The sequence below is a fragment of the Burkholderia sp. AU33803 genome (genome assembly GCF_002223095.1).
Lineage (GTDB): Bacteria > Pseudomonadota > Gammaproteobacteria > Burkholderiales > Burkholderiaceae > Burkholderia.
The window spans coordinates 13,724-34,250 of record NZ_NKFJ01000008.1; the positions used below are offsets into that span (position 1 = coordinate 13,724).

The window sequence follows — 20,527 nt, forward strand, 5'->3', positions numbered from 1 at the left end:
CTGCCCGTCTGGTTCAGATCGTGGTCCGACAAAAAGTAGTGCAATTATCCACCGCGATCGCGCCAGGCTGCAGGCTATAATTTCCGCCATGAAACTGCTCCGGACCGTCATCCTGTTGCTGCTCTGCGCGGTGCTGCCCATCAGTGGGCTGGCAGCCAGTGGCTTGACCGGTGAATGTCCGATGCAGCAAACCATGTCCATGGATGCGGACGCCAGCGTATCCGCTGACATGCCGGGCTGCGATTCGATGAAGCCCGCATCCGTCGACAAGGCCAAGGTCAAGGGCATGTTTTGCAAAGTAACCGCCCAATGCCAGTTCGGCAGCCTCTATCACCCGGCCGCCAGGGCTGAAATCGGCCGCCCGGCTGCGGTCGGCACGCCTGTCATCTTCCATTACACCCAGTCTCTTCCGGTCCGTGACCCGAACGGGTTATGGCGACCGCCGCGTCTCGTCTAATCCCTCGCTGACAGGTTCACCGCAGTTGCGGTGAGGTTCGTCGTATGCCGGACGCGGAATCCCTATGGGATTTCGCCTTTGGGGTTAGAACATGCCATTCATTTTCGGCACGCCGCTGCGCCGGCGTGTACCTTGGCGCGTGCACACGCTTTTTGCCGCGCTTCTCGTCGCGGGCGTCGTTCACGCCCAGCAGGCGCCTTTCACGCTGGACGCCGCGCTACAGTCGGCGACCGATCGCTCTGCATCGATGCAGGCCGCGCAGTCGTCCGTCCGCGCCAGCTCCGAGGCGGCCGTCAAGGCCGGACAACTGCCGGACCCGATGCTCAAGGCCGGCATCGATAACCTGCCGGTCAACGGTCCGCAACGCTTCACCATCGGCCAGGACTTCATGACGATGCGCCGCATCGGCATCGAACAGGAGTGGGTATCTGGCGAGAAGCGGCAGCTGCGTTCCGCGTTGGCCGATGAGGTGGTCGGGCGCGAGCGCGCCGACTATCTGGTGCAACTCGCCAACGTTCGCCAGCAAACTTCCACAGCCTGGCTGAACGCCGTGTATGCGAAACAGGCGCTGGCGCTGCAGCAGGCGCTCCGCGACCACATGCACCACGAGCTGGAGGCGACGAAGGCGTCGTATCGCGGCGCCAAGGCAAGCACCGCCGACGTGGTACAGGCGCAGGTGATGCTCGCGCAGACTCAGGACCAGGTGCTCAAGGCGCAACAGACTTATCAGACCGCGCTTATTGGGTTGTCACGCTGGACGGCCGTTCCCGTCTCCGATGTGACCGGTGAACCGCCGGCGCCCGAGTCGTTCGTGTCGTCGCTCCCACCTGACGAACTGCGTCTGTCGCAGCCGACGCTCGTCGCCGCCGCGGATGACATCGCGGTCGCTGATGCCGATACGGCAGTCGCCGACAGCGAGCGCAGCCCGAACTGGACATGGGAGGTCGCGTACCAGCAACGCGGCGGTGCGTACTCGAATATGGTGTCCGTCGGCGTCACCATTCCATTGCCGTTGAACCGGAAAAACAACCAGGACCGCGACGTCGCCGAGAAAGCCGAACTCGCCACGAAGGCGCGGCTGATGTACGAAGACGCGCTGCGACAGGTGCAAGCCGACATCCGCGCACAATCCGCGACCCTGGCGAGCGGGCGCGAGCGCATCGCCAATCTGAGCCAGTCGTTGCTGCCCGCCGCGGACCAGCGCGTGCAACTCGCGAATGCTGCCTATCGCGCTGGTAGCGGCTCGCTCGCGGACACGTTCGCTGCCCGCCGTGCCCAACTGGAAGCGCAGTTGCAGGTGCTCGACCTCAAACGAGAGGTGTCGCAGACCTGGGCGCAGCTCGAATATCAAGTCGTGCCACCGACGATGGCCGCCGCGCAATGACGGAGAACAGCATGAACAGGAAACCTTTGGCACGCGCGGTGTTGACGGTATTTGCCGGCGCGGCGCTGCTCGGCGCGGGCTATTTCGCGGGAACGCGTCACGCGGCGACCGGCACCGCAGTTGCCTCGACTGGCGCCGCCTCGCCGGGCGGCAAGATCGACCCGAAGACCGGGCGGAAGGTGCTGTACTGGCACGACCCGATGGTGCCGAACCAGCATTTCGACAAGCCGGGTAAATCGCCATTCATGGACATGCAACTTGAGCCTGTCTACGCGGATGAAGGCGAGAGCTCTTCAGGCATCAAGATCGACCCGGGGCTTGAGCAGAATCTTGGCATTCGCTATGCGACCGTGCGTCGGCAGGAAACGACCGGCGGATTCGATGCCATCGGCACGACGCAGTTCGATGAATCGCACTCGGATGTCGTGCAGTCGCGCGTCACCGGCTACATCGACCGGCTCTATGCGAACGCGCCGATGCAACGCATCGCAAAAGGCGCACCAGTCGCATCGCTGTTCGTCCCGGAATGGCTCGCGCCGCAGGAGGAATATCTCGCACTCAAGCGCGGCGGCATGGACGCCACTTTGCTCGAAGCGTCGCGAGCGCGGATGCGCGCCTTGTCGATTCCTGATGGAATCATCGCGAGCCTTGACCGAACCGGCAAGGCCCAGACGCACGTCTTGCTGACGTCGCCCGAGTCCGGTGTCGTCAGCGAACTGAACGTCCGCGACGGCGCGATGGTCGCGCCCGGCCAGACACTCGCGAAGATTGCCGGCCTGTCGAAGCTGTGGCTCATCGTCGAGATTCCCGAGGCGCTCGCGCTGGGCGTACAACCCGGTATGACCGTCGATGCGACGTTCGCAGGCGACCCGACACAACACTTCAACGGTCGCATCCGCGAAATCCTGCCGGGCATCAGCACCACCAGCCGCACGCTCCAGGCGCGTCTGGAAATCGACAACGCCGGATTCAAGCTGACGCCGGGCATGCTGATGCGCGTGCGCGTTGCCGGCCAGAAGGCTGTCTCGCGACTGCTGGTGCCCTCCGAAGCCGTGATCACAACGGGCAAGCGCTCGGTCGTCATCGTAAAGAACGGCGACGGGCGCCTTCAGCCGGCGACGGTTACCGTGGGCAATGACATTGGCAACGAAACCGAGGTGCTGAGCGGCCTGAACGACGGCGACACCGTTGTCGCGTCCGGCCAGTTCCTGATCGATTCCGAAGCGAGCCTGAAGTCCGTTCTGCCGAGGCTGGAGGGCAGCACGGGGGCAAGCGCAAGCGCACCGGCGTCCGCACCCGCCGTCGCAGCACAAACGTACGAGACCACCGGCAAGGTCGAAAAAGTGACCGCTGCGGACATCACGTTCTCCCATCAACCCGTGCCGGCGCTCGGCTGGGGCGCGATGACGATGGCGTTCAACAAGCCCGCTCCCGATGCCTTCCCCGACGTCAAGGCCGGACAGACGGTGCACTTCGTCTTCAAGCAGTCGGATGAGGGCTACCAGTTGACGAAGGTCGAACCGGTCGGAGGCGTGCAATGATTGCCCGGCTCATCCGATGGTCCATCCACAACCGTTTCCTGGTGCTGCTCGCGACTGTACTCATGACCGGTTGGGGCCTCTACTCGGTCGCCGAGACGCCGCTCGACGCACTGCCCGACCTGTCCGATACACAGGTCATCATCAAGGCATCGTATCCGGGCAAGGCGCCGCAGGTTATCGAGGACCAGGTCACCTACCCGCTCACGACGACGCTGCTCGGCGTGCCGGGCGCAAAGACCATTCGCGCGTACTCGTCGTTCGGCGATGCGTTTGTCTACGTGCTGTTCGACGACAAGACCGACCAGTACTGGGCACGTTCGCGCGTGCTCGAATACCTGAATCAGGTGCAAAGCCGCCTGCCGCAGGGCGCGACCGTCTCGCTCGGGCCGGACGCGACCGGCGTGGGATGGGTGTACGAGTACGCGCTGGTCGACAAGACCGGACAGCACGACCTCGGACAGCTGCGCGCGCTGAACGACTGGTTCCTGAAGTTCGAGCTGAAAGCAGTGCCGGACGTCTCCGAGGTCGCCAGCATCGGCGGCATGGTGCGCCAGTACCAGGTCGTGCTCGACCCGGACAAGCTGCGCGCTTACGGCATCACGCAAGCCGCGGTGACCGATGCGCTCGGCAAGGCAAACCAGGCATCCGGCGGCTCGGTCGTCGAGCTGGCCGAATCGGAGTACATGGTGCGCTCGTCGGGCTATCTGCGCTCGCTCGACGACTTCCGGAATGTCGTATTGCGCACCAACGACGCGGGCACGCCGGTGCTGCTGGGCGACGTCGCACGCATCCAGATCGGCCCCGAGATGCGTCGCGGCATCGCGGAGCTGAACGGTCAGGGCGAAGTCGCCGGCGGCGTCATCGTGATGCGCTCGGGAAAAAATGCGCTGAAGACCATTGACGCGGTGAAGGCGAAGCTCGCCGACCTGAAGCGCTCGCTGCCACCCGGCGTCGAAGTCGTCACGACTTACGACCGCTCGCAACTCATCGAACGCGCGGTGGACAACCTGAAGGACAAGCTCATCGAGGAGTTCATCATCGTTGGGCTCGTCTGTGCGGTGTTCCTGTTTCACCTGCGCAGCGCGTTCGTCGCCATTCTGTCGTTGCCGCTCGGCGTGCTGGCCGCGTTCATCGTGATGCGGTATCAGGGCGTCAACGCGAACCTGATGTCGCTCGGTGGTATCGCGATCGCGATCGGCGCGATGATCGATGCGGCCATCGTGATGATCGAGAACGCGCACAAGCACCTGGAAGCGTTCGAGCATGCGTTCCCCGAGACACGGATGACCGCCGCGCAGCGCTGGGAACTCATCGCAGCTTCGGCAACTGAGGTCGGGCCGGCATTGTTCTTCTCGCTTCTCATCATCACGCTGTCGTTCATTCCGGTGTTCTCGCTGGAAGGCCAGGAGGGCAAGCTGTTCTCTCCGCTGGCGTTCACGAAGACCTACACGATCGCGGCGGCAGCAGGTTTGTCGGTCACGCTCGTGCCTGTCCTGATGGGTTACCTGATCCGCGGCCGTATTCCGCATGAGAACGCGAATCCCATCAATCGCGTGCTGATCTGGCTGTATCGTCCATTGCTTGAGGCGACGCTGCGCTGGCCGTGGGCGGCGATTGGTCTCGCAGTTGTCGCGCTGGTGCTGACGATTCTGCCGATTTCGCGTCTTGGCGGCGAATTCATGCCGCCGCTCGACGAGGGCGATTTGCTGTATATGCCGACCGCTCTTCCGGGCATTTCCGCCGAGAAAGCGAGCGAGCTGCTGCAGCAAACCGACCGGCTCATCAAGACCGTGCCCGAGGTCGCGACAGTGTTCGGCAAGTCGGGCCGGGCGGATACGGCCACAGACCCGGCACCGCTCGAGATGTTCGAGACCACCATCCAGTTCAAGCCGCGCAGCCAGTGGCGGCCGGGCATGACGCCGGAAAAGCTGGTCGATGAGCTGGACCGGACGGTCAAGGTGCCCGGTCTTTCGAACGTATGGGTGCCGCCGATCCGCAATCGCCTCGACATGTTGTCGACCGGCATCAAGACGCCGGTGGGCGTCAAGATTTCCGGGCCGGACCTGACGCAGATCGACCGTATCGCGACGCAGGTTGAAACGGCCGTCAAAGGTGTCCCTGGTGTGACGTCCGCACTCGCGGAACGGCTCAACGGCGGGCGCTATATCGACGTGGACATCGACCGGCTCGCCGCAGCACGCTACGGACTGTCGGTGGCCGATATCCAGTCGGTCGTGTCGTCGGCAGTGGGCGGTGAGAACGTTGGCGAGGTGATTGCCGGCCGCGAGCGCTTCCCCATCAATATCCGCTACCCGCGCGAATTCCGCGATTCGCTTGAGAAGCTGCGGCAACTGCCAATCGTCACGGATCGCGGCGCGCAAATCCAGCTCGGCGACGTCGCCCACATCACGATCGCCGACGGCCCGCCGATGATTCGCAGCGAGAATGCTCGGCTCTCCGGGTACGTCTACGTCGATATCCGCAACACGGATCTCCAATCCGCCGTGAAGGCAATGCAGCAGGTCGTGGCTCGGCAGGTCCAGTTGCCACCCGGCTACTCGATTGCGTGGTCGGGCCAGTTCGAGTACCTGGAGCGCGCGGCGGCCAGGCTCCGGACCGTCATTCCGGTGACGCTGGTTGTCATCTTCGTGCTGTTGTTCCTGACCTTCAACTCCGCCGCCGATGCGCTGCTGCTGATGTCGACCGTGCCGTTCGCGCTGGTCGGCGGCTTCTGGCTCATCTGGATACTCGGCCACGCGGTGTCGGTCGCGACATCGGTCGGATTCATCGCGCTTGCGGGCGTCGCTGCCGAGTTTGGGGTGGTCATGCTGCTGTACCTGAAAGGTGCGCTCAATCGCCGGCTGGAAGATGGCGAGCTGCTCACCGAGGCGTTGCTGTTCGACGCGATTCGCGAAGGCGCCGTGCTGCGCGTACGGCCGAAGGCAATGACGGTGGCCGTCGTGCTCGCCGGCCTCATTCCGATCATGGTCGGGCACGGTGCAGGGTCGGAGGTCATGCAGCGTATCGCCGCGCCGATGGTCGGCGGCATGGTGACCGCGCCACTTCTGTCGATGTTCGTGATTCCCGCAGCGTGGTTCCTGTTGCAGCGTCGTCGCGCACGACAGGCCAGCGCTGTCCATTTTCCCCACACAAACCCTTCCGGCACGAACGTGCCAGTCAACCAAACTGGAGAGATCCAATGAAGAAACTGTTTGTTATGTCCGCTGCCCTTGCAGCCACTTTCGCCACGCCCGCATTTGCCGGCAACGACATGGCCGGCATGGATATGTCGACCAGGGCTTCCGCGATGAAAGTGTCGTCGAACAATGCGCTCACCGACGCAGAGGTCAAGAAAGTCGACGTGGCGACAGGCATGGTCACGCTGAAGCACGGCGCGCTGGAAAACGTCGGCATGCCGCCGATGACGATGGCGTTCAAGGCGAAGGATGCCGCGATGGTCAAGCAGATCAAGGAAGGCGACAAGGTCAAGGTGCGCGTCGAAGAAGTCAACGGCACCCTGACCATCGTAAAACTCGAAAAGCGCTTGTGACGAAGCGTTGATGGCTGGCACGCAGGCTTCTGTCCGCGCGCCGGCAGCCAGGAGTTCGGGCGAGGAGACCACCATGCGAACGACATCATCCAACGCGTATCAGTCTGACTACCAAACAGCGGACATATTGAGTCGCATACTTCGCTTCGCCCTTGTCCTGTTGCTCGGACCCGCATCCTTTTCGGCTTACGCAGTCAACGAATCCGAACTGCTTGCGCCTGAGCAGGCATTTCCGTTGACCGTCAGCCTCGCGAGCCCGATGGAGGTCGTGCTCGACTTCAAGACGAAGCCCGGGTATTACCTGTATCGCGACCGAATCAGCTTTGCGGTTGACGGCACACTGGTAAAACCGGATTCGATGCCGCCCTCCGAGTCGAAGAACGACCCGACGTTCGGCGTGGTCCAGGTCTATCACCAGCCCGTCCGGATTCGTCTTCCGTTGTCCGCTGCGATCACGTCGAGCGCCATGCTGACAGTTACATCGCAAGGATGTGCCGACGTGGGGGTCTGCTATCCGCCGCAGACGCGCCGCTTTCGGATCGCTGCGGACGGTGCTGTGACGCTCGCAGCGCTCGTTGGGAGTGCGAATGCAGCGGACTTCCCTGTCGTCGAGAAAAGCCGGCAGTCCGCCGTACCGGGTCTACCGCTGCGTCCTGCCAATGGGATCGGCATCGCCGAATTGCTAGGCTTTCTGGTGGCTGGTCTGCTGATGGCGGGCACCGTGTGCATGTATCCGCTCATCCCTATCGTCACGGCGGTCATTAACGGTACCCGTGAGCGGTTGCCGGTATGGCGCGGGGTTTCGCTGTCGTTCGCCTATGTACAAGGACTGGCGATGACATACGCGGCGGCTGGAACCATTGCGGCAGTCGTTGGCATTCCACTTGTGGCGGTGACGCAGAAACCCTGGTTACTGGCCACGTTCGGCGCGCTCATGCTCATCCTCGCGCTCGGTATGTTCGGCGTGTTCAGGTTGCAACTGCCGACGGGCTGGCAGACGCGGTTTGCGGGATGGAGCAGACGCTTGCCCGGAGGCCGTGTTGGGCCGGTGTTCGTGATGGGCATGTTGTCCGCGCTGATTGTCGGGCCGTGTTCCACACCGGCACTGGCAGGCGCACTGGTCTACATCGCCAACAGTCATGACATCGCAGGCGGTACGCTGGCGCTGTATTTGATGGGTATCGGGATCGGCATTCCGCTGCTGCTTGTCGGCACGTTCGGAACGCGCCTGCTACCCAAGTCGGGACACTGGATGGTCGCGGTCCAGAACACACTCGGTGTCATGCTGCTGGCCGCAGCGCTGTGGTTCGTCTATTCACTGCTGCCTGTCTGGCTGCTGATGTCACTGGTCGCATTGCTGCTGACTGCTTGCGGAATGATGCTACGTGCGATCGACCCTTTACCGGCCGGCGCGACGGGGATTGCCCGAGTCGGCAAAGCGCTCGGTGTGTTGCTGCTGGTCGCAGGTATCGCCGAGTTTGTTGGCGTCGCATCGGGCAATTTCGACATGCTGATGCCACTGGGCGGTTTGACGCGGATGTCGGCGTCAGCGGGAGGTGGCGCAAGTTCGGCAGCGCGATTCGACACGATCACCTCGAACGCCAAGCTGGACGAGGCGCTCAAGCTCGCACGAGGAACACCTGTCATGGTGGACTTCTACGCGGACTGGTGCATCACCTGCAAGGAACTCGAGCGCTTCACGTTCACTGATGCACGTGTGATGGACGAGTTTACGCACTGGAAGTTGCTACGCATCGACGTGACGAAAAATACCGAGGCCGACACGGCGATGCTGCGGCGGTTCGGTCTGTTTGGCCCTCCGGCCCTGATTTTCTTCGACAAAACTGGTCGGGAGCAGCCTGATGCGCAACTGGTCGGATTTATTGGGGCGGACGCATTCCTGGCCCATCTGAAACGCTTGCAGTCGAGTGATGTGGCGCAATAACGCAGCTGTCGGCGGCCGCAGCAGGACTCATCGGCGCCTATACTGAAAATCATGAATCTCTGGGTCAAACTCGTCGCCTGCTTCCTGATCGCGTGGTTGCCGATGCTCGGTTACCCCGCCCAGGCCGCGTTATGTCCAGAAATGTCGTCGATGCCTGCCGTACAGCATCCCATGAAGGCAGCAGGCGCTATCGAAGCGACAGGATGCACATCCGGCACGATGCACGTCGGTACCAGCGCTCATCCATCTGCTTGCCACGCGGGCATGGGAAGCTCCGTGTGCGGGATGCCGGCCATACCGATGTCGCATACCGTCGGCATTGCCCCATCGACACCTGATTATCGGGCCATCACCCGGATCCTTTCCGAGCAGTTCATTCCTGAGCTGCCAGCACCGCCCCCGCGTTCGTTGTAACTCTCCTCCGTCGGCGCTTGCCCAGCGGTTCCGTACCGCGGCTCGAGTTCGCTCGCGGCCCGCGTGACCATCCGCGAAGCGTCACATGCTCGATTCGATTCTACGAACGAAAGATGGAGATACACATGAACGCAAGACATGCACGATTGGCTGTTGTTTCCACGCTATTGCTCGCTGCGAGCGCAGTGGGCCTCGCTGCCACTGGCTCTTCTTCCAGTCCGGCGATGCAGGACCGTGAGCACGGTCACGGCGCGATGATGATGGGCGGAATGATGGGCGGCTGCCCGATGATGGGTGGAAGCGCCGGTCTGGACCCGAAGACCGCGATGCGAATGCACGCCGAGATGATGCGGGCCATGAGCGACATCATGATGAAGTATTCCGACCAGGCGGTTACGCCACCGTCGAAGTGACCGCAAGCCCGACCACGTTACTCACATTGGATACAGCCTGACAAGGACTTCACATGAAATGCAACTGGAAAACCATGGCGGCCGTTGCGCTCGCACTGGTCGCCGTCATCGCCCTCGGTTACTGGGCATTTCCTCCTCTCAGAGGCACGCTTGCAACGCTCGCTGTTATCGCCAGTGTATTCATCTGCCCGCTATCGATGATGTTCATGATGCGTGGCGTGCGTTCTCACACTGGCGGTCCCGCCACGCGCGCTCGGGTAACGGACGAAGCCAAACACTGAGTCCGTCGATTTCTGCGGGAACTTCGGACCGGTGCGGTGGGAGCGCCCATCGTTCTGGTCCGGTTCGCTTCACGGAGAGCATATGTTCAACGGGAAACTAATCGTCAATTTTATCATCGGCTTGCTCGCGGTCATCGGCCTGTTAGCGGTGCTGGGTACAGGTGCGATGTGGGCAATGCACACCGGAATGATGCACGGGATGCTGTCTTGTGGAGGCACCATGTATCAGCATCCGGGATTCTGACCGGGAATCTGGGAGATTGAAAGTGAAACGACACATACGACCTCAGGCCGGCAGCATCGTCAGCAAGCACTCTAGCCTTGGCAGCAAGTCGGGGTGGCATCTGCTGTCTCTGCTGGCCCTGATTATTGCGATGCCGACGGCGTTGGTGTGGGGGCCGTCATTTGTCCATTGGGTTGCCGGCCCCACGGGAGTTGCCATCGAGTCAACAAATGCGATCCAACAGATACCCGGCTGGCGAGTTGGCATGCTGCGACCAGACGGGTTGCGCATCGTTCCATCAGGAGTATTCGACGCCTCGCACGTACTGAATCCGGCGCAATTCTCGGACAACGCCGTGCGGCACGCGTACTGGGTAGCGACCAGGATTCCCGCGACGCTCAACAAGCTCTACTGCTGGTGTGGATGCGAGAACCGTGGCGAGCACCGTTCGAATCTTCAATGCTTCGAGGACCGGATGGCTGTGTCGTGTCCGGTTTGCCAGGGGACCGCTGAAATCGCCTACCGGATGACGCAATCGGGTATCCAGGACGCAGCGAAGATTCAGGCGGCCGTCGATGCGAAGTGGGCGTCCAAGGGATAGGAGTGATGACTCATATTAGAAACGGAGGATGCGATGGAACTGAAATGCGTGATCGCGATACTGCGCCCCAATGTACTCAAGATGCTCGAGCGGCAGTTGGGCGCGCTACACATCCACGGCATGACGGTGACCCATGCAAGGGGATTCGGTGCACATCCCAATCTCTTTGCCAACGACTGGACGACTGAGCACATCAAGATCGAAATCTTCACAGTCGCCGAGAACGTCGACGCGCTGATCGAGGAAATCATGACGGTCGCCAACGAGGAATCTAGTGGTGATGGCGTCGTTGCCGTCGTACCGGTAGAACGCTTTCTGCGAGTGCGGGCGGCGACTGAAGGCGCCCGCTGAGCAAACGTCCTGGTCCTACGTTACTGGCTCTGCATTTTGAGAGACGCAGCGCCCGCAAGTTGTAGTTGCGGACGCAAGCCTGCGCTCGTTCAGCTTCCGATTCTAGGTGCGCTTAATTTCGCTTACGAACGAAGATCGATGCCGCTATAGTTCATTTCAGCCTCCTCAAGGGTCCTGTTGACCGTCGCAGTTCAACTAGTAGACCCTAGCCGCCGCCTCCTTCGGGCGGCCAGGAGGCCTCTCAATGATTATCAATCTCAGACGACAGCGCCCGGCCCGTTTGACGATGGCCCACAGGATCAGCCGTTCGGCCTCTTTCCGTGCCGCACCACGAATCGAACGATTACCCCTTGAATCGAAACCACTTGACCTTCCCAACGTGGGAAGGTCAAGAATAGTCAGTGCGGTTCGAATGGCCGTTTCGAGAGTGACCTGCCCCCCGCGTTTAGTACGGTGACGGTGTAGAGTCCGTTCCAGAGAGGAACGGCAATGAAAAAGCGATTCACTGAAGAACAAATCATCGGCATCTTGAAGGAAGCCGAAGCTGGCTTGAAGCCGGCGGAGTTGTGCCGCAAGTACGGCATCTCGGAAGCGACCTACTACAACTGGAAAGCGAAGTTCGGCGGGATGACGGTCTCCGATGCGCAGCGCCTGAAGGAACTGGAGCAGGAGAACAACAAGCTCAAGCGCCTGTTGGCCGAATCAATGCTCGACAACGCCGCGCTGAAGGACCTGCTGGCTCGAAAGTAGCAAGCCCGCAGGCCAAGCGCGAAGCGGTCCGGATATTGATGACCGAACGCGCCATGGGGGTTACCCGGGCCTGCGGGCTGGTAGGGATTTCGCGCTCGCTGTTCCACTACGAATCACGCCGCCGAGTTGACGACGAAGCGCTGACTGGCCGGATGATGGCCATCGCCGCGCAGAAGCGCCGCTACGGTTATCGCCGGATTCACGTGCTGTTGCAGCGGGATGGTTGCTTCGCCAACCACAAGCGCATCTGGCGCCTGTACAGCAAGGCGGGACTGAGCGTGCGCAAGCGGCGACGCAAGCGTATTGCGGCTGTCGAGCGCACGCCGCTGCCGTTACCAACAGGCCCGAATCAGAGCTGGTCGATGGACTTCGTTTCTGACGGGCTGGCCTATGGTCGGCGGTTTCGATGCCTGAACGTGGTCGACGACTACACGCGCGAGTGCTTGGCCATCGAGGTCGATACTTCGCTGCCGGGCTTACGAGTGCAGCAAGTGCTCGAGCGGCTCAAGGAGATGCGAGGCTTACCCGCATCCATCACGGTCGACAACGGGCCGGAGTTCGCTGGTAAGGTGCTGGATGCATGGGCCTACGAAGCCGGTGTCACGCTGTCGTTCATTCGGCCTGGCAAGCCGGTGGAAAATGCCTATATCGAGAGCTTCAACGGGCGGTTCCGAGATGAATGCCTGAACGAGCACTGGTTCGTGTCAATGCGCCACGCCAAGCGGCTGATTGAGGAATGGCGTATCGAGTACAACACCGAGCGGCCTCATAGTTCGCTCGGTTATCTGACACCCGTGCAGTTCGCCCGGGCGCACGATGCAAAGCAACAGTTTTTAACCTCGGACTCTAACTGCAGTCCGGACTAAAACCGGGGGCAGGTCAAGAGGGGAAAACGATGAATATCGGCGAGGTTGCGAAGTCGTCGGGCATGTCGACCAAGATGATTCGTCACTATGAGGAAACAGGCCTGATTCGGGCTGCCACCCGGACAGGGGCGAACTATCGTGTGTACACGCCCAGGGATGTCCAGGTGCTGCGCTTCGTCCGGCAGGCCCGACATCTTGGTTTTTCCACGAAGCAGATTGCGGTGCTGCTGGCCCTTTGGGAAGACCGCAGCCGGTCCAGCGGCGAGGTCAAACGGCTCGCGAATGAGCATATTGCCAACCTGAATCTACGCATTCAGGAACTGGTGGAAATGCGGGATACGCTCCGGCATCTGGCAGCCCACTGCAAAGGGGACTCACGCCCTGACTGTCCGATTCTGGAGAAACTGGCTGGCGCGGCGCATTGACGCCCCCTTGACCTGCCCCGCAGCGAAAGGTTGTAACTGAAATGATTCAACGGAACGGAGTTGGAAAATGGAACTGACCATCAAGGATATGACCTGCGGGCACTGCGCGGGCGTCGTAACGAAAGCGGTCAAGGAAGTCGATACGGCGGCACACGTGACCGTCGACCTGGAAACCAGGATCGTGCGCATCGAGTCGTCACGCGAGGCGGGTGAATTTCTTTCGGCGATACAGGAGGCCGGATATAGTCCCGCCGCGCTCGCATGAGCTTACACATCTGAAGGTCAGGCCACGAAGCCTTCGACTATCCCGTTTCTCGGGACCAGCCTGGCTCAGGGGCGGATAATCACACCGGCGGCCGCGCGTTCCCCTGCACTCGTGGAACGAGCAAGCTGGCCGGTCGGCGTCCCCGCAACAGACCATAGCGGCCAGCGTTACCAATGGACGGCACGACAGGCGACGCAATTTGTGCACAGTGTGAAAGACAACGCGGAGCACGGAAAATGAGCGGACAGCGTAACGACGGCGAAACTTCTCCCGAACACCTGAACGCGAGCCACGGCGCGGGCGGCCACCAAGACCATGCTGCGCACGCCGCGCAAGGTCAGGCCAGCGGGGATGCCGATGGCAATCACGCGGCGCACCACGGACATGGCCACGGTGAAATGTCCGAAGGTCCCGACGGCGCGCTCAGGGACCCGGTGTGCGGCATGTCTGTCACGGCGGATTCGCCATTTCGCAGCGAGCACGATGGACATCCGTATTTCTTCTGCAGTGCGTCATGTCAGAAGAAGTTTCGGGCGGACCCGTTGCGATATGTCAAACCGTCGACCAGCACGTCGGTTGAGGCTGCGCCGGAGGGCTCGATATACACCTGCCCGATGCATCCGGAAATTCGCCAGGACCATCCTGGCAACTGCCCGAAGTGCGGTATGGCCCTTGAGCCCTTGTTGCCCAGTCTCGAGGACGAAGAGAATCCCGAGCTGACGGATTTTCGACGCAGGTTCTGGTGGACGCTGCCGCTGACGGCCGTGGTGTTCGTCCTGGCCATGTTCGGCCACCGGCTGGGCTGGATGGAAGCGTCCACACAGAGCTGGGTCGAACTGGCTCTCTCGACTCCGGTCGTCGTGTGGGCGGGCTTGCCGTTCTTCGAACGTTGCACCCGCTCGTTCATCAATCGCAGCCCGAACATGTGGACGCTCATCGGACTTGGTACGGGGACGGCCTATGTCTATAGCGTCATCGCGACAGTCGTTCCAGGAGTCTTCCCGGAGGCATTTGCCGCACATGGTCGTGTGAGCGTGTATTTTGAGGCCGCGGCCGTCATTATTTCGTTGACGCTCGTCGGGCAACTGCTCGAACTGAAGGCTCGGTCGCAGACGTCCGCTGCCATCAAGGCACTGCTGGGACTGGCGCCGAAGACCGCGCGGCGTATCAACGCCGACGGCACAGAAGAGGACGTTCCACTGGCTCACGTCCATGTCGGCGACCTCCTTCGCGTAAGACCAGGCGAGAAGGTTCCGGTCGACGGCGTTGTGACGGAGGGTTCCAGCGCGCTCGATGAGTCCATGATTACGGGCGAACCTATTCCCGTCAGCAAGCGGGTGGGTGACCACGTCATCGGCGCGACCATGAATACCTCCGGAAGCCTCATCATCAAATCGGAGAAGGTCGGCTCCCAGACCATGCTGGCACAAATCGTCCAGATGGTCGCGCAGGCGCAGCGTTCCAGGGCACCCATGCAGCGCATGGCTGACAAGGTCGCGGGAGTTTTCGTCGTCGCGGTGGTCGGCGTCGCCATCCTGACGTTCGTCGCCTGGGGCTTTTTCGGACCCGAGCCCAGTTGGGTCTACGGGCTTATCAATGCCGTGGCGGTGCTCATCATCGCCTGTCCCTGTGCGCTTGGGCTGGCGACTCCCATGTCCATCATGGTCGCGAGTGGCAAAGGCGCGTCGAACGGTGTGCTTTTTCGGGATGCGGCTGCGATTGAGAACTTCCGGAAGGTCAACACGCTGATCGTCGACAAGACAGGCACCTTGACCGAAGGTCGCCCTGCCTTCGAACGCGCAATCGGCGTGAATGGATATGCGGAAGAGGATGTTCTCCGGCTCGCGGCCAGTCTTGACCAGGGTAGCGAACACCCGCTCGCTGCGACCATCGTGGATGCGGCCCGTGAACGGCGGCTCGCGTTCGAGAAGGTGGAGCACTTCGAGTCGAGCACCGGGATTGGCGTGCGAGGACTGGTCGGCAGCCGCAATCTCGCGCTGGGCAACACCACCCTCATGCAGGCCGACGGCATCGACGTTGGGACGCTCACGGAAAATTCGGACACGCTGCGTGCGCAGGGCGCCAGCGTCATGTATCTGGCGGTTGATGGAATGCTGGCCGGCCTGCTCGCGGTTTCGGACCCGGTGAAGGCAACGACACCCGAGGCACTGGCCCGGCTCAAGGAAGACGGTATCCGCGTGGTGATGGCGACGGGCGACGGTGTCGTGACCGCCAGGGCTGTCGCGACGAAGCTCGGCATCGGTGAATTCCATGGCGAGGTCAAACCAGCCGACAAGCTGGCGCTGGTGACGAAATTCCAGCAGGAAGGCAAGGTTGTAGCCATGGCCGGTGACGGTATCAACGATGCGCCCGCGCTTGCCAAGGCGGACGTGGGCGTCGCGATGGGCACCGGCACCGATGTAGCGATGAGCAGCGCACAGGTGACCCTCGTCAAAGGAGACCTGCGCGGCATCGCGCGAGCCCGGGAGTTGTCCGAGGCGACAATCGGGAACATGAAGCAGAACCTCGGCTTCGCGTTTGTGTACAACGCCCTGGGTGTGCCTCTGGCGGCAGGGGTACTGTATCCGTTCACCGGATTATTGCTGTCCCCGATGATCGCCGCACTGGCCATGAGCCTGAGTTCGGCATCGGTTATCACCAACGCGCTACGGTTGCGGAACGTGAAAATCTGACTTTTCGCAGAAGAAACCGGCGGCATTGAGCGCTGCCGTCATGATCGTAACCCATGAAACCAGGGGCGCCCCATGTCACTATCTCGCCGTCAATTCCTGCTGACGTCCGCTGCCGCCGCCTCGGCCGTGCTAACCGGATGCGCAGAATGGCCCTCAAGCGGTTCAAAAGAAGTCGCGAATGGAAATGTGAGCGGCACTTCGCGTCGCCTTATTGTCGATACCCGTTCGATCGAGGTCAACGGCCGTGCTGCGACGGTGTACGGGTTGCATCAGCCGGACGGCACGCGCGGCCTGTTCCTCGAACCGGGCGAGCGCTTTGCCGTGGAACTGGACAACCGCCTGCACGAACCCACCATTGTCCACTGGCACGGACAGACGCCCCCGTCCGATCAGGACGGCGTGACCCAGTTCGGCGTGCCGGCGCTTCAACCAGGGGAGCGGCGCGCCTATGATTTTGCCGCGCGCCCCGGCACCTACTGGATGCACTCACATCATGGTTTCCAGCATCAGAAACTGCTGGCCGCTCCACTGGTTGTGCGCACGGCCGACGATGTACGGGCTGACCGCCAGGAGGTGGCGATCTTTCTGGAGGATTTCCTGTTCCGCGATCCCGCCGAAGTGTTCTCAGAGCTGCAGAAGGGCAACGCAGATTCCAAGGGAGCCATGACCGGTCAAAAGTCGGGCGCGCAGCCCCACGGCATGGGTGGGATGGGCGGTATGCACGGCATGTCTGACATGGGTGGCATGGGTGGCATGGGTGGCATGGGTGGCATGGGCGGCAGTAGCATGCCGGATCAAATGCCCGGCATGAAGATGGACCTTAACGATGTCGATTTCGATGCCTATCTCGCCAACGACCGCACGCTCGACGACCCGGAAGTCATCCGGGTCGAGCAAGGCGGAAGAGTGCGCTTGCGGATTATCAACGGCGCCTCATCCACCAACTTCCACGTTGACCTCGGCTCGTTGCGAGGTACGGTCGCGGCGGTCGACGGCAACGCCGTCCAGCCGCTGACAGGCAGCCGCTTTGGTTTAGCGATGGCTCAGCGGATCGATATTCTCGTTGACCTGCCCAACGGGACCGGAGCGTGGCCGATTCTCGCCGTACGGGAAGGAGCCAGACAACAGACGGGGATTATTCTCGCCTCTAAAGGCGTCAACGTGGGCAAGGTCGCGGGGGCGACAGCCGCCGCTGGACCGGTGAGCTTCGATCAGGAACTGCGGTTGTCTGCGCTCAGGCCGCTGGCAGACCGTCCCGTCGATTCGCATTCTGTGCTGATGCTGACCGGTTCGATGCAGCCGTATACGTGGGGAATCAACCACAAGGGCTGGGACAATCGCGACACGGTGAAAATCCGCAGCGGACAGCGGGTGGCTATTACGTTCCAGAACACCACGATGATGGCCCATCCGATGCATCTGCACGGGCACCACTTTCAGATCGTCGCGCTCAATGGCAAAACGTTCTCCGGGGCGCTGCGTGACACGGTGCATGTCCCGCCGATGGCAAAGGTCACCCTGGCGTTCGATGCCAACAATGCAGGCCGGTGGCTGATGCATTGTCACAATCTCTATCACATGAAGTCCGGCATGATCACCGAAGTGCGTTACGTTTGACAGTCGGTCGGGCTACACGGGCATGCCTCTTTGTTTTTGGAACGGCCGGACCGCTGAACGGACGCGGATTTACGTCATCGCGGAGGACAGTTCGGTGGTTTGACGTGAAGGTTTTGGCAGGGATACGACGTTGGCAACCTGATGGCCCCCTGCCTCGTCGACTCATCGCCGGGGGCTTCCGAAGTCCGGGGCACCAGACTCGTACAGCCAGACAAGACGAGTAATGCAGCAAAAGTCACCGTAGTAAAACCTGCCACGCGACCGAATGGATTCACGTTGGGCTCCCAAAGACAGGCGATCTCGACACATCCGCGTCAGGCACGTCAAAGGGTAAGAGGCGGCGAACAGCAACAAGGCTCCGCGCTACCCGTCTCGACAGAGTGTGGAATTCGTCAATGCTGGGCTGCCCATTTCGATTCGGAAAGCTTATGGAGCTCCTTGTTGCGGGCGATGGTTGCTGCGCTCGGCGGGTAGTCATGCTTCCTGATTGGCAACAGGCCATCGTGATAGGCCTGAATCAGTTCCTGCCGGACCTGCTCCCGGGTCTTGCCCTGCGAAGCAGGGTTCCCGGATTGGCTCACGGTCGGAGCCGGCGAGACAGCGGCAGTGTTCGATACGGGATTGCTGTTTTGAGCGACGTTGGGATAGTCGTGGCCGCTATCGGCGAAAGCGGACGTGGCAGCAGATGCGGCGACAACCATGGCAGCGACAATTCGAATATTCATGTTTTCTCTCCGTTGCGAAACGTGGAGCCTCCATATGCGACTCCAATGAGACACATTCTGGAGAGGTGGCTCTGATTGAGCCGTGACGTGAAAATGATCTTTTGGTCACGCGGCGTTCATCTCCGATCGCACCACTCGAAGACGCGAAACCCGCGTACAAAAAAAGAGCCCGGCCAATCAGCCGGGCTTGCAAGGGATGGTCGCCGCACGAGAACAACGAATCTGCGTGGGCGAACCACCCGCGTGGACGGACGATGACGGCGTGTCGATTACGTTGTGCCTGGCAGCGGACTCGAGACGAGCACGGCGGCCACCATCAGCACGCCGACCAGTACGAGAGACTCCACATGCAGCACCATGCCAAATCGGCGAAGCGGCCCGCTCGGCACGGCCTTCGACGGATTTTTCAGCGTCGACAGAAGCGTCGGCATCTCGAAGAAACGATTGTGTCCGCCGAGTGCCGCGGCAACCAGTACGAGCGCAAGTTTGAGCATGAGCACTTGCCCGTAAGTCGACCCCAACAGATTGGCAGGAACATTGACTCCTCTCCAACCGTTGTACGCGCCGGTGCTGAACAGAACAATCAATGCATAGGTCGATGTGTCGGACAGCGACTGCACGAACGACGCGCTGGTGAGTCGTTCATTCCCAGGCGCATCGAGCAGGCGCGGCATCACGACATAGGTCGTCACCAGTACAAGCCCGACCCACGCACTAATGGCAAGCAGATGCAGCCAATCCGCCCAGACAGGCAGACTGAACAGTCCCGCATCGACAGGATGCCCACCGTTACTGCGCGCAAGCGCGACGCCAGCCAACGCCACCCATATCGCGAACGGGAAGCGGGCTTCGTTTCCTGACCTCACGAATGACAGTACGGCAATACCGAGCGTAAGAAACGCGCCAACCAACCACGCATGTCCAAAACCGGTTCCCGCAAGCATCGACCACACGGCCGGCCCGGCCTCCGATAGCGTTGAGTCGCTCATCAGTGCGCAATGCGCCCAGAACGAGAGCGTGCTCGCCAGCAACGAGACGATGGACGCTAGTCGAAGCGTGACGATAAGCCGCCGGCCGACCCGCTCCTGCCAGGTCGACTCGCCACGCGCAAGCCATTGGCCACTGAGCAGCGCACCGACGACGACGGCGAAACCGACGTTCTGAATGGCCACCGACACGAGTCGCAGGATGCCGAGGAACCCTTCGTTCATCACTTCACCTTGAACGTGTAGGTGCCCTTGGTCTTGTGTGCGTCGGCTGTCATCACGGCCCACTGAACCGTGTACGTACCCGAAGCCAGCTTCGGCACCGCGACTGTCATGACACGCGGATTAGCTCCGTCGACCTTTGCCTTTTCCTTCGTGACGGCGGTGCCGCTCGCGTCGGATACCTTCACCGAACTGAATGTCGGCTCGAGGTCTTCGTTGAAGGTCAGACGCAAAACGTCCGGCGCTACATCGACCGTACTGCCTGATGGGGGTGCTGCGCTTTCCAGTTTGCCGTGCGCAAACGCCGCGGCGGGTGCGAGTGCGATAGCGCTGGCCGCGGCGAGGCCAGCAAACCGGCTGAATGTGAAAGTCTTCATGTTCTTGCTCGTCTCGAATGGTCAAGGCGGGGCCGCAGAACAGCCGCACCCCGCCGGATGTCCTCACTGCTTCTGCAGCTTCGTCACGGTAAGTGCGCCGTTCACTTCCTCGGCCACGAAATCAATCTTGTCGCCGACCTTGACCTGCGAAAGCATCGCCGGGTCCTTGACCTTGAAGACCATCGTCATGGCTTCCATGCCAAGGTTTTCAAGCGGACCGTGCTTGATGGTCAGCTTGCCGTTGGCGGCGTCAACTTTCTTGATTTCGCCGTGCGACATGCTGTTTTTCGCGTCCTCGCTTTGCTTGGCGCCACCGCTCATGTCCATGTTGCTCATGTCGCCTGCTGCATACGCACCAGCGGAAACAACCAGTGCACAGCCCATCGCAATCGAAACAAGTGCTTTTTTCATCGTGCATTTCTCCAGAGTTGAGTTGATGAA

General features: G+C 61.5%; 21 protein-coding genes. 17 read left to right on the forward strand and 4 right to left on the reverse strand.

Going from position 1 to position 20,527, the window contains the following annotated elements; translation table 11 throughout:
* Nucleotides 1–88 precede the first annotated feature (88 nt).
* The 17 genes from CFB41_RS31600 (at nucleotide 89) to CFB41_RS31680 (ending at nucleotide 17,776) form a co-directional block, all read left to right on the forward strand.
* Entirely contained in the window at nucleotides 89–457 is a 369-nt protein-coding gene (locus tag CFB41_RS31600; RefSeq protein ID WP_011875590.1) for a hypothetical protein, read from the forward strand.
* 91 nt (nucleotides 458–548) lie between these two features.
* Complete coding sequence (locus CFB41_RS31605) at nucleotides 549–1,841, forward strand: TolC family protein (RefSeq protein ID WP_060096529.1); 1,293 nt, start codon at nucleotides 549–551, stop codon at nucleotides 1,839–1,841.
* An 11-nt stretch (nucleotides 1,842–1,852) separates the two neighbouring features.
* Complete coding sequence (locus CFB41_RS31610) at nucleotides 1,853–3,382, forward strand: efflux RND transporter periplasmic adaptor subunit (protein ID WP_011875592.1); 1,530 nt, start codon at nucleotides 1,853–1,855, stop codon at nucleotides 3,380–3,382.
* On the forward strand, nucleotides 3,379–6,585 hold the full coding sequence (locus CFB41_RS31615) for an efflux RND transporter permease subunit (protein WP_021157489.1): 3,207 nt from the start codon (nucleotides 3,379–3,381) through the stop codon (nucleotides 6,583–6,585). Before CFB41_RS31610 ends, CFB41_RS31615 begins: the two co-directional genes overlap by 4 nt.
* A complete protein-coding gene (locus CFB41_RS31620) occupies nucleotides 6,582–6,932 on the forward strand; it encodes a copper-binding protein (protein WP_011875594.1) in 351 nt (116 codons plus the stop codon). Before CFB41_RS31615 ends, CFB41_RS31620 begins: the two co-directional genes overlap by 4 nt.
* A gap of 73 nt (nucleotides 6,933–7,005) precedes the next feature.
* Nucleotides 7,006–8,877 (forward strand): protein-disulfide reductase DsbD, encoded by a 1,872-nt coding sequence (gene dsbD, locus CFB41_RS31625; protein ID WP_042973489.1) that lies wholly within the window; start codon nucleotides 7,006–7,008, stop codon nucleotides 8,875–8,877.
* Nucleotides 8,878–8,928: 51 nt separating this feature from the next.
* Nucleotides 8,929–9,291, forward strand: coding sequence for a hypothetical protein (locus CFB41_RS31630; protein ID WP_011875596.1), 363 nt, complete (start codon nucleotides 8,929–8,931; stop codon nucleotides 9,289–9,291).
* A gap of 125 nt (nucleotides 9,292–9,416) precedes the next feature.
* Entirely contained in the window at nucleotides 9,417–9,704 is a 288-nt protein-coding gene (locus tag CFB41_RS31635) for a hypothetical protein (RefSeq protein ID WP_021157491.1), read from the forward strand.
* A 53-nt stretch (nucleotides 9,705–9,757) separates the two neighbouring features.
* A complete protein-coding gene (locus CFB41_RS31640; RefSeq protein WP_043292957.1) occupies nucleotides 9,758–9,985 on the forward strand; it encodes a DUF2933 domain-containing protein in 228 nt (75 codons plus the stop codon).
* An 82-nt stretch (nucleotides 9,986–10,067) separates the two neighbouring features.
* Nucleotides 10,068–10,229, forward strand: a complete 162-nt coding sequence (locus CFB41_RS38365; RefSeq protein ID WP_009687857.1) for a hypothetical protein — start codon at nucleotides 10,068–10,070, stop codon at nucleotides 10,227–10,229.
* A 22-nt stretch (nucleotides 10,230–10,251) separates the two neighbouring features.
* Nucleotides 10,252–10,809, forward strand: coding sequence for a PCYCGC motif-containing (lipo)protein (locus tag CFB41_RS31645; RefSeq protein WP_042973472.1), 558 nt, complete (start codon nucleotides 10,252–10,254; stop codon nucleotides 10,807–10,809).
* A 33-nt stretch (nucleotides 10,810–10,842) separates the two neighbouring features.
* The gene (locus tag CFB41_RS31650; RefSeq protein WP_009687817.1) at nucleotides 10,843–11,160 is read left to right on the forward strand and encodes a P-II family nitrogen regulator; all 318 of its coding nucleotides are present in this window, start codon (nucleotides 10,843–10,845) and stop codon (nucleotides 11,158–11,160) included.
* Nucleotides 11,161–11,649: 489 nt separating this feature from the next.
* A protein-coding gene (locus CFB41_RS31655) for an IS3 family transposase (RefSeq protein ID WP_089456894.1) occupies nucleotides 11,650–12,776 on the forward strand; the annotation gives its coding sequence in 2 pieces (ribosomal slippage) (nucleotides 11,650–11,890 and nucleotides 11,890–12,776; 1,128 coding nt in all).
* Between the two features lie 29 nt (nucleotides 12,777–12,805).
* Nucleotides 12,806–13,201: a Cu(I)-responsive transcriptional regulator gene (gene cueR, locus CFB41_RS31660; protein ID WP_009687816.1), complete on the forward strand. Its 396-nt coding sequence runs from the start codon at nucleotides 12,806–12,808 to the stop codon at nucleotides 13,199–13,201.
* A gap of 67 nt (nucleotides 13,202–13,268) precedes the next feature.
* On the forward strand, nucleotides 13,269–13,466 hold the full coding sequence (locus CFB41_RS31665) for a heavy-metal-associated domain-containing protein (RefSeq protein ID WP_009687815.1): 198 nt from the start codon (nucleotides 13,269–13,271) through the stop codon (nucleotides 13,464–13,466).
* 398 nt (nucleotides 13,467–13,864) lie between these two features.
* On the forward strand, nucleotides 13,865–16,159 hold the full coding sequence (locus CFB41_RS31675) for a heavy metal translocating P-type ATPase (protein WP_089454681.1): 2,295 nt from the start codon (nucleotides 13,865–13,867) through the stop codon (nucleotides 16,157–16,159).
* A gap of 72 nt (nucleotides 16,160–16,231) precedes the next feature.
* Entirely contained in the window at nucleotides 16,232–17,776 is a 1,545-nt protein-coding gene (locus CFB41_RS31680; protein WP_060096533.1) for a multicopper oxidase family protein, read from the forward strand.
* A 392-nt stretch (nucleotides 17,777–18,168) separates the two neighbouring features.
* Here the strand turns inward: CFB41_RS31680 and CFB41_RS31685 are convergent, their stop codons facing one another.
* The 4 genes from CFB41_RS31685 to CFB41_RS31700 all read right to left on the reverse strand — a co-directional run bounded on the left by CFB41_RS31685 (nucleotide 18,169) and on the right by CFB41_RS31700 (nucleotide 20,497).
* The gene (locus CFB41_RS31685) at nucleotides 18,169–18,501 is read right to left on the reverse strand and encodes a DUF4148 domain-containing protein (RefSeq protein WP_069302012.1); all 333 of its coding nucleotides are present in this window, start codon (nucleotides 18,499–18,501) and stop codon (nucleotides 18,169–18,171) included.
* 269 nt (nucleotides 18,502–18,770) lie between these two features.
* Nucleotides 18,771–19,712, reverse strand: coding sequence for a copper resistance D family protein (locus CFB41_RS31690; protein ID WP_060096539.1), 942 nt, complete (start codon nucleotides 19,710–19,712; stop codon nucleotides 18,771–18,773).
* Nucleotides 19,712–20,086 (reverse strand): copper homeostasis periplasmic binding protein CopC, encoded by a 375-nt coding sequence (gene copC, locus CFB41_RS31695; protein WP_009693495.1) that lies wholly within the window; start codon nucleotides 20,084–20,086, stop codon nucleotides 19,712–19,714. The genes CFB41_RS31690 and copC overlap by 1 nt, the downstream gene beginning before the upstream one ends.
* Nucleotides 20,087–20,149: 63 nt before the next feature.
* A complete protein-coding gene (locus CFB41_RS31700) occupies nucleotides 20,150–20,497 on the reverse strand; it encodes a copper-binding protein (protein ID WP_009693496.1) in 348 nt (115 codons plus the stop codon).
* Nucleotides 20,498–20,527 lie beyond the last annotated feature (30 nt).

Coding starts and splice junctions, on each gene's coding strand:
- CFB41_RS31600 (WP_011875590.1), top strand. CDS start 89: ATGAAACTGCTCCGGACCGTCATCCTGTTGCTGCTCTGCGCGGTGCTG.
- CFB41_RS31605 (WP_060096529.1), top strand. CDS start 549: ATGCCATTCATTTTCGGCACGCCGCTGCGCCGGCGTGTACCTTGGCGC.
- CFB41_RS31610 (WP_011875592.1), top strand. CDS start 1,853: ATGAACAGGAAACCTTTGGCACGCGCGGTGTTGACGGTATTTGCCGGC.
- CFB41_RS31615 (WP_021157489.1), top strand. CDS start 3,379: ATGATTGCCCGGCTCATCCGATGGTCCATCCACAACCGTTTCCTGGTG.
- CFB41_RS31620 (WP_011875594.1), top strand. CDS start 6,582: ATGAAGAAACTGTTTGTTATGTCCGCTGCCCTTGCAGCCACTTTCGCC.
- dsbD (WP_042973489.1), top strand. CDS start 7,006: ATGCGAACGACATCATCCAACGCGTATCAGTCTGACTACCAAACAGCG.
- CFB41_RS31630 (WP_011875596.1), top strand. CDS start 8,929: ATGAATCTCTGGGTCAAACTCGTCGCCTGCTTCCTGATCGCGTGGTTG.
- CFB41_RS31635 (WP_021157491.1), top strand. CDS start 9,417: ATGAACGCAAGACATGCACGATTGGCTGTTGTTTCCACGCTATTGCTC.
- CFB41_RS31640 (WP_043292957.1), top strand. CDS start 9,758: ATGAAATGCAACTGGAAAACCATGGCGGCCGTTGCGCTCGCACTGGTC.
- CFB41_RS38365 (WP_009687857.1), top strand. CDS start 10,068: ATGTTCAACGGGAAACTAATCGTCAATTTTATCATCGGCTTGCTCGCG.
- CFB41_RS31650 (WP_009687817.1), top strand. CDS start 10,843: ATGGAACTGAAATGCGTGATCGCGATACTGCGCCCCAATGTACTCAAG.
- cueR (WP_009687816.1), top strand. CDS start 12,806: ATGAATATCGGCGAGGTTGCGAAGTCGTCGGGCATGTCGACCAAGATG.
- CFB41_RS31665 (WP_009687815.1), top strand. CDS start 13,269: ATGGAACTGACCATCAAGGATATGACCTGCGGGCACTGCGCGGGCGTC.
- CFB41_RS31675 (WP_089454681.1), top strand. CDS start 13,865: ATGTCCGAAGGTCCCGACGGCGCGCTCAGGGACCCGGTGTGCGGCATG.
- CFB41_RS31680 (WP_060096533.1), top strand. CDS start 16,232: ATGTCACTATCTCGCCGTCAATTCCTGCTGACGTCCGCTGCCGCCGCC.
- CFB41_RS31685 (WP_069302012.1), bottom strand. CDS start 18,501: ATGAATATTCGAATTGTCGCTGCCATGGTTGTCGCCGCATCTGCTGCC.
- CFB41_RS31690 (WP_060096539.1), bottom strand. CDS start 19,712: ATGAACGAAGGGTTCCTCGGCATCCTGCGACTCGTGTCGGTGGCCATT.
- copC (WP_009693495.1), bottom strand. CDS start 20,086: ATGAAGACTTTCACATTCAGCCGGTTTGCTGGCCTCGCCGCGGCCAGC.
- CFB41_RS31700 (WP_009693496.1), bottom strand. CDS start 20,497: ATGAAAAAAGCACTTGTTTCGATTGCGATGGGCTGTGCACTGGTTGTT.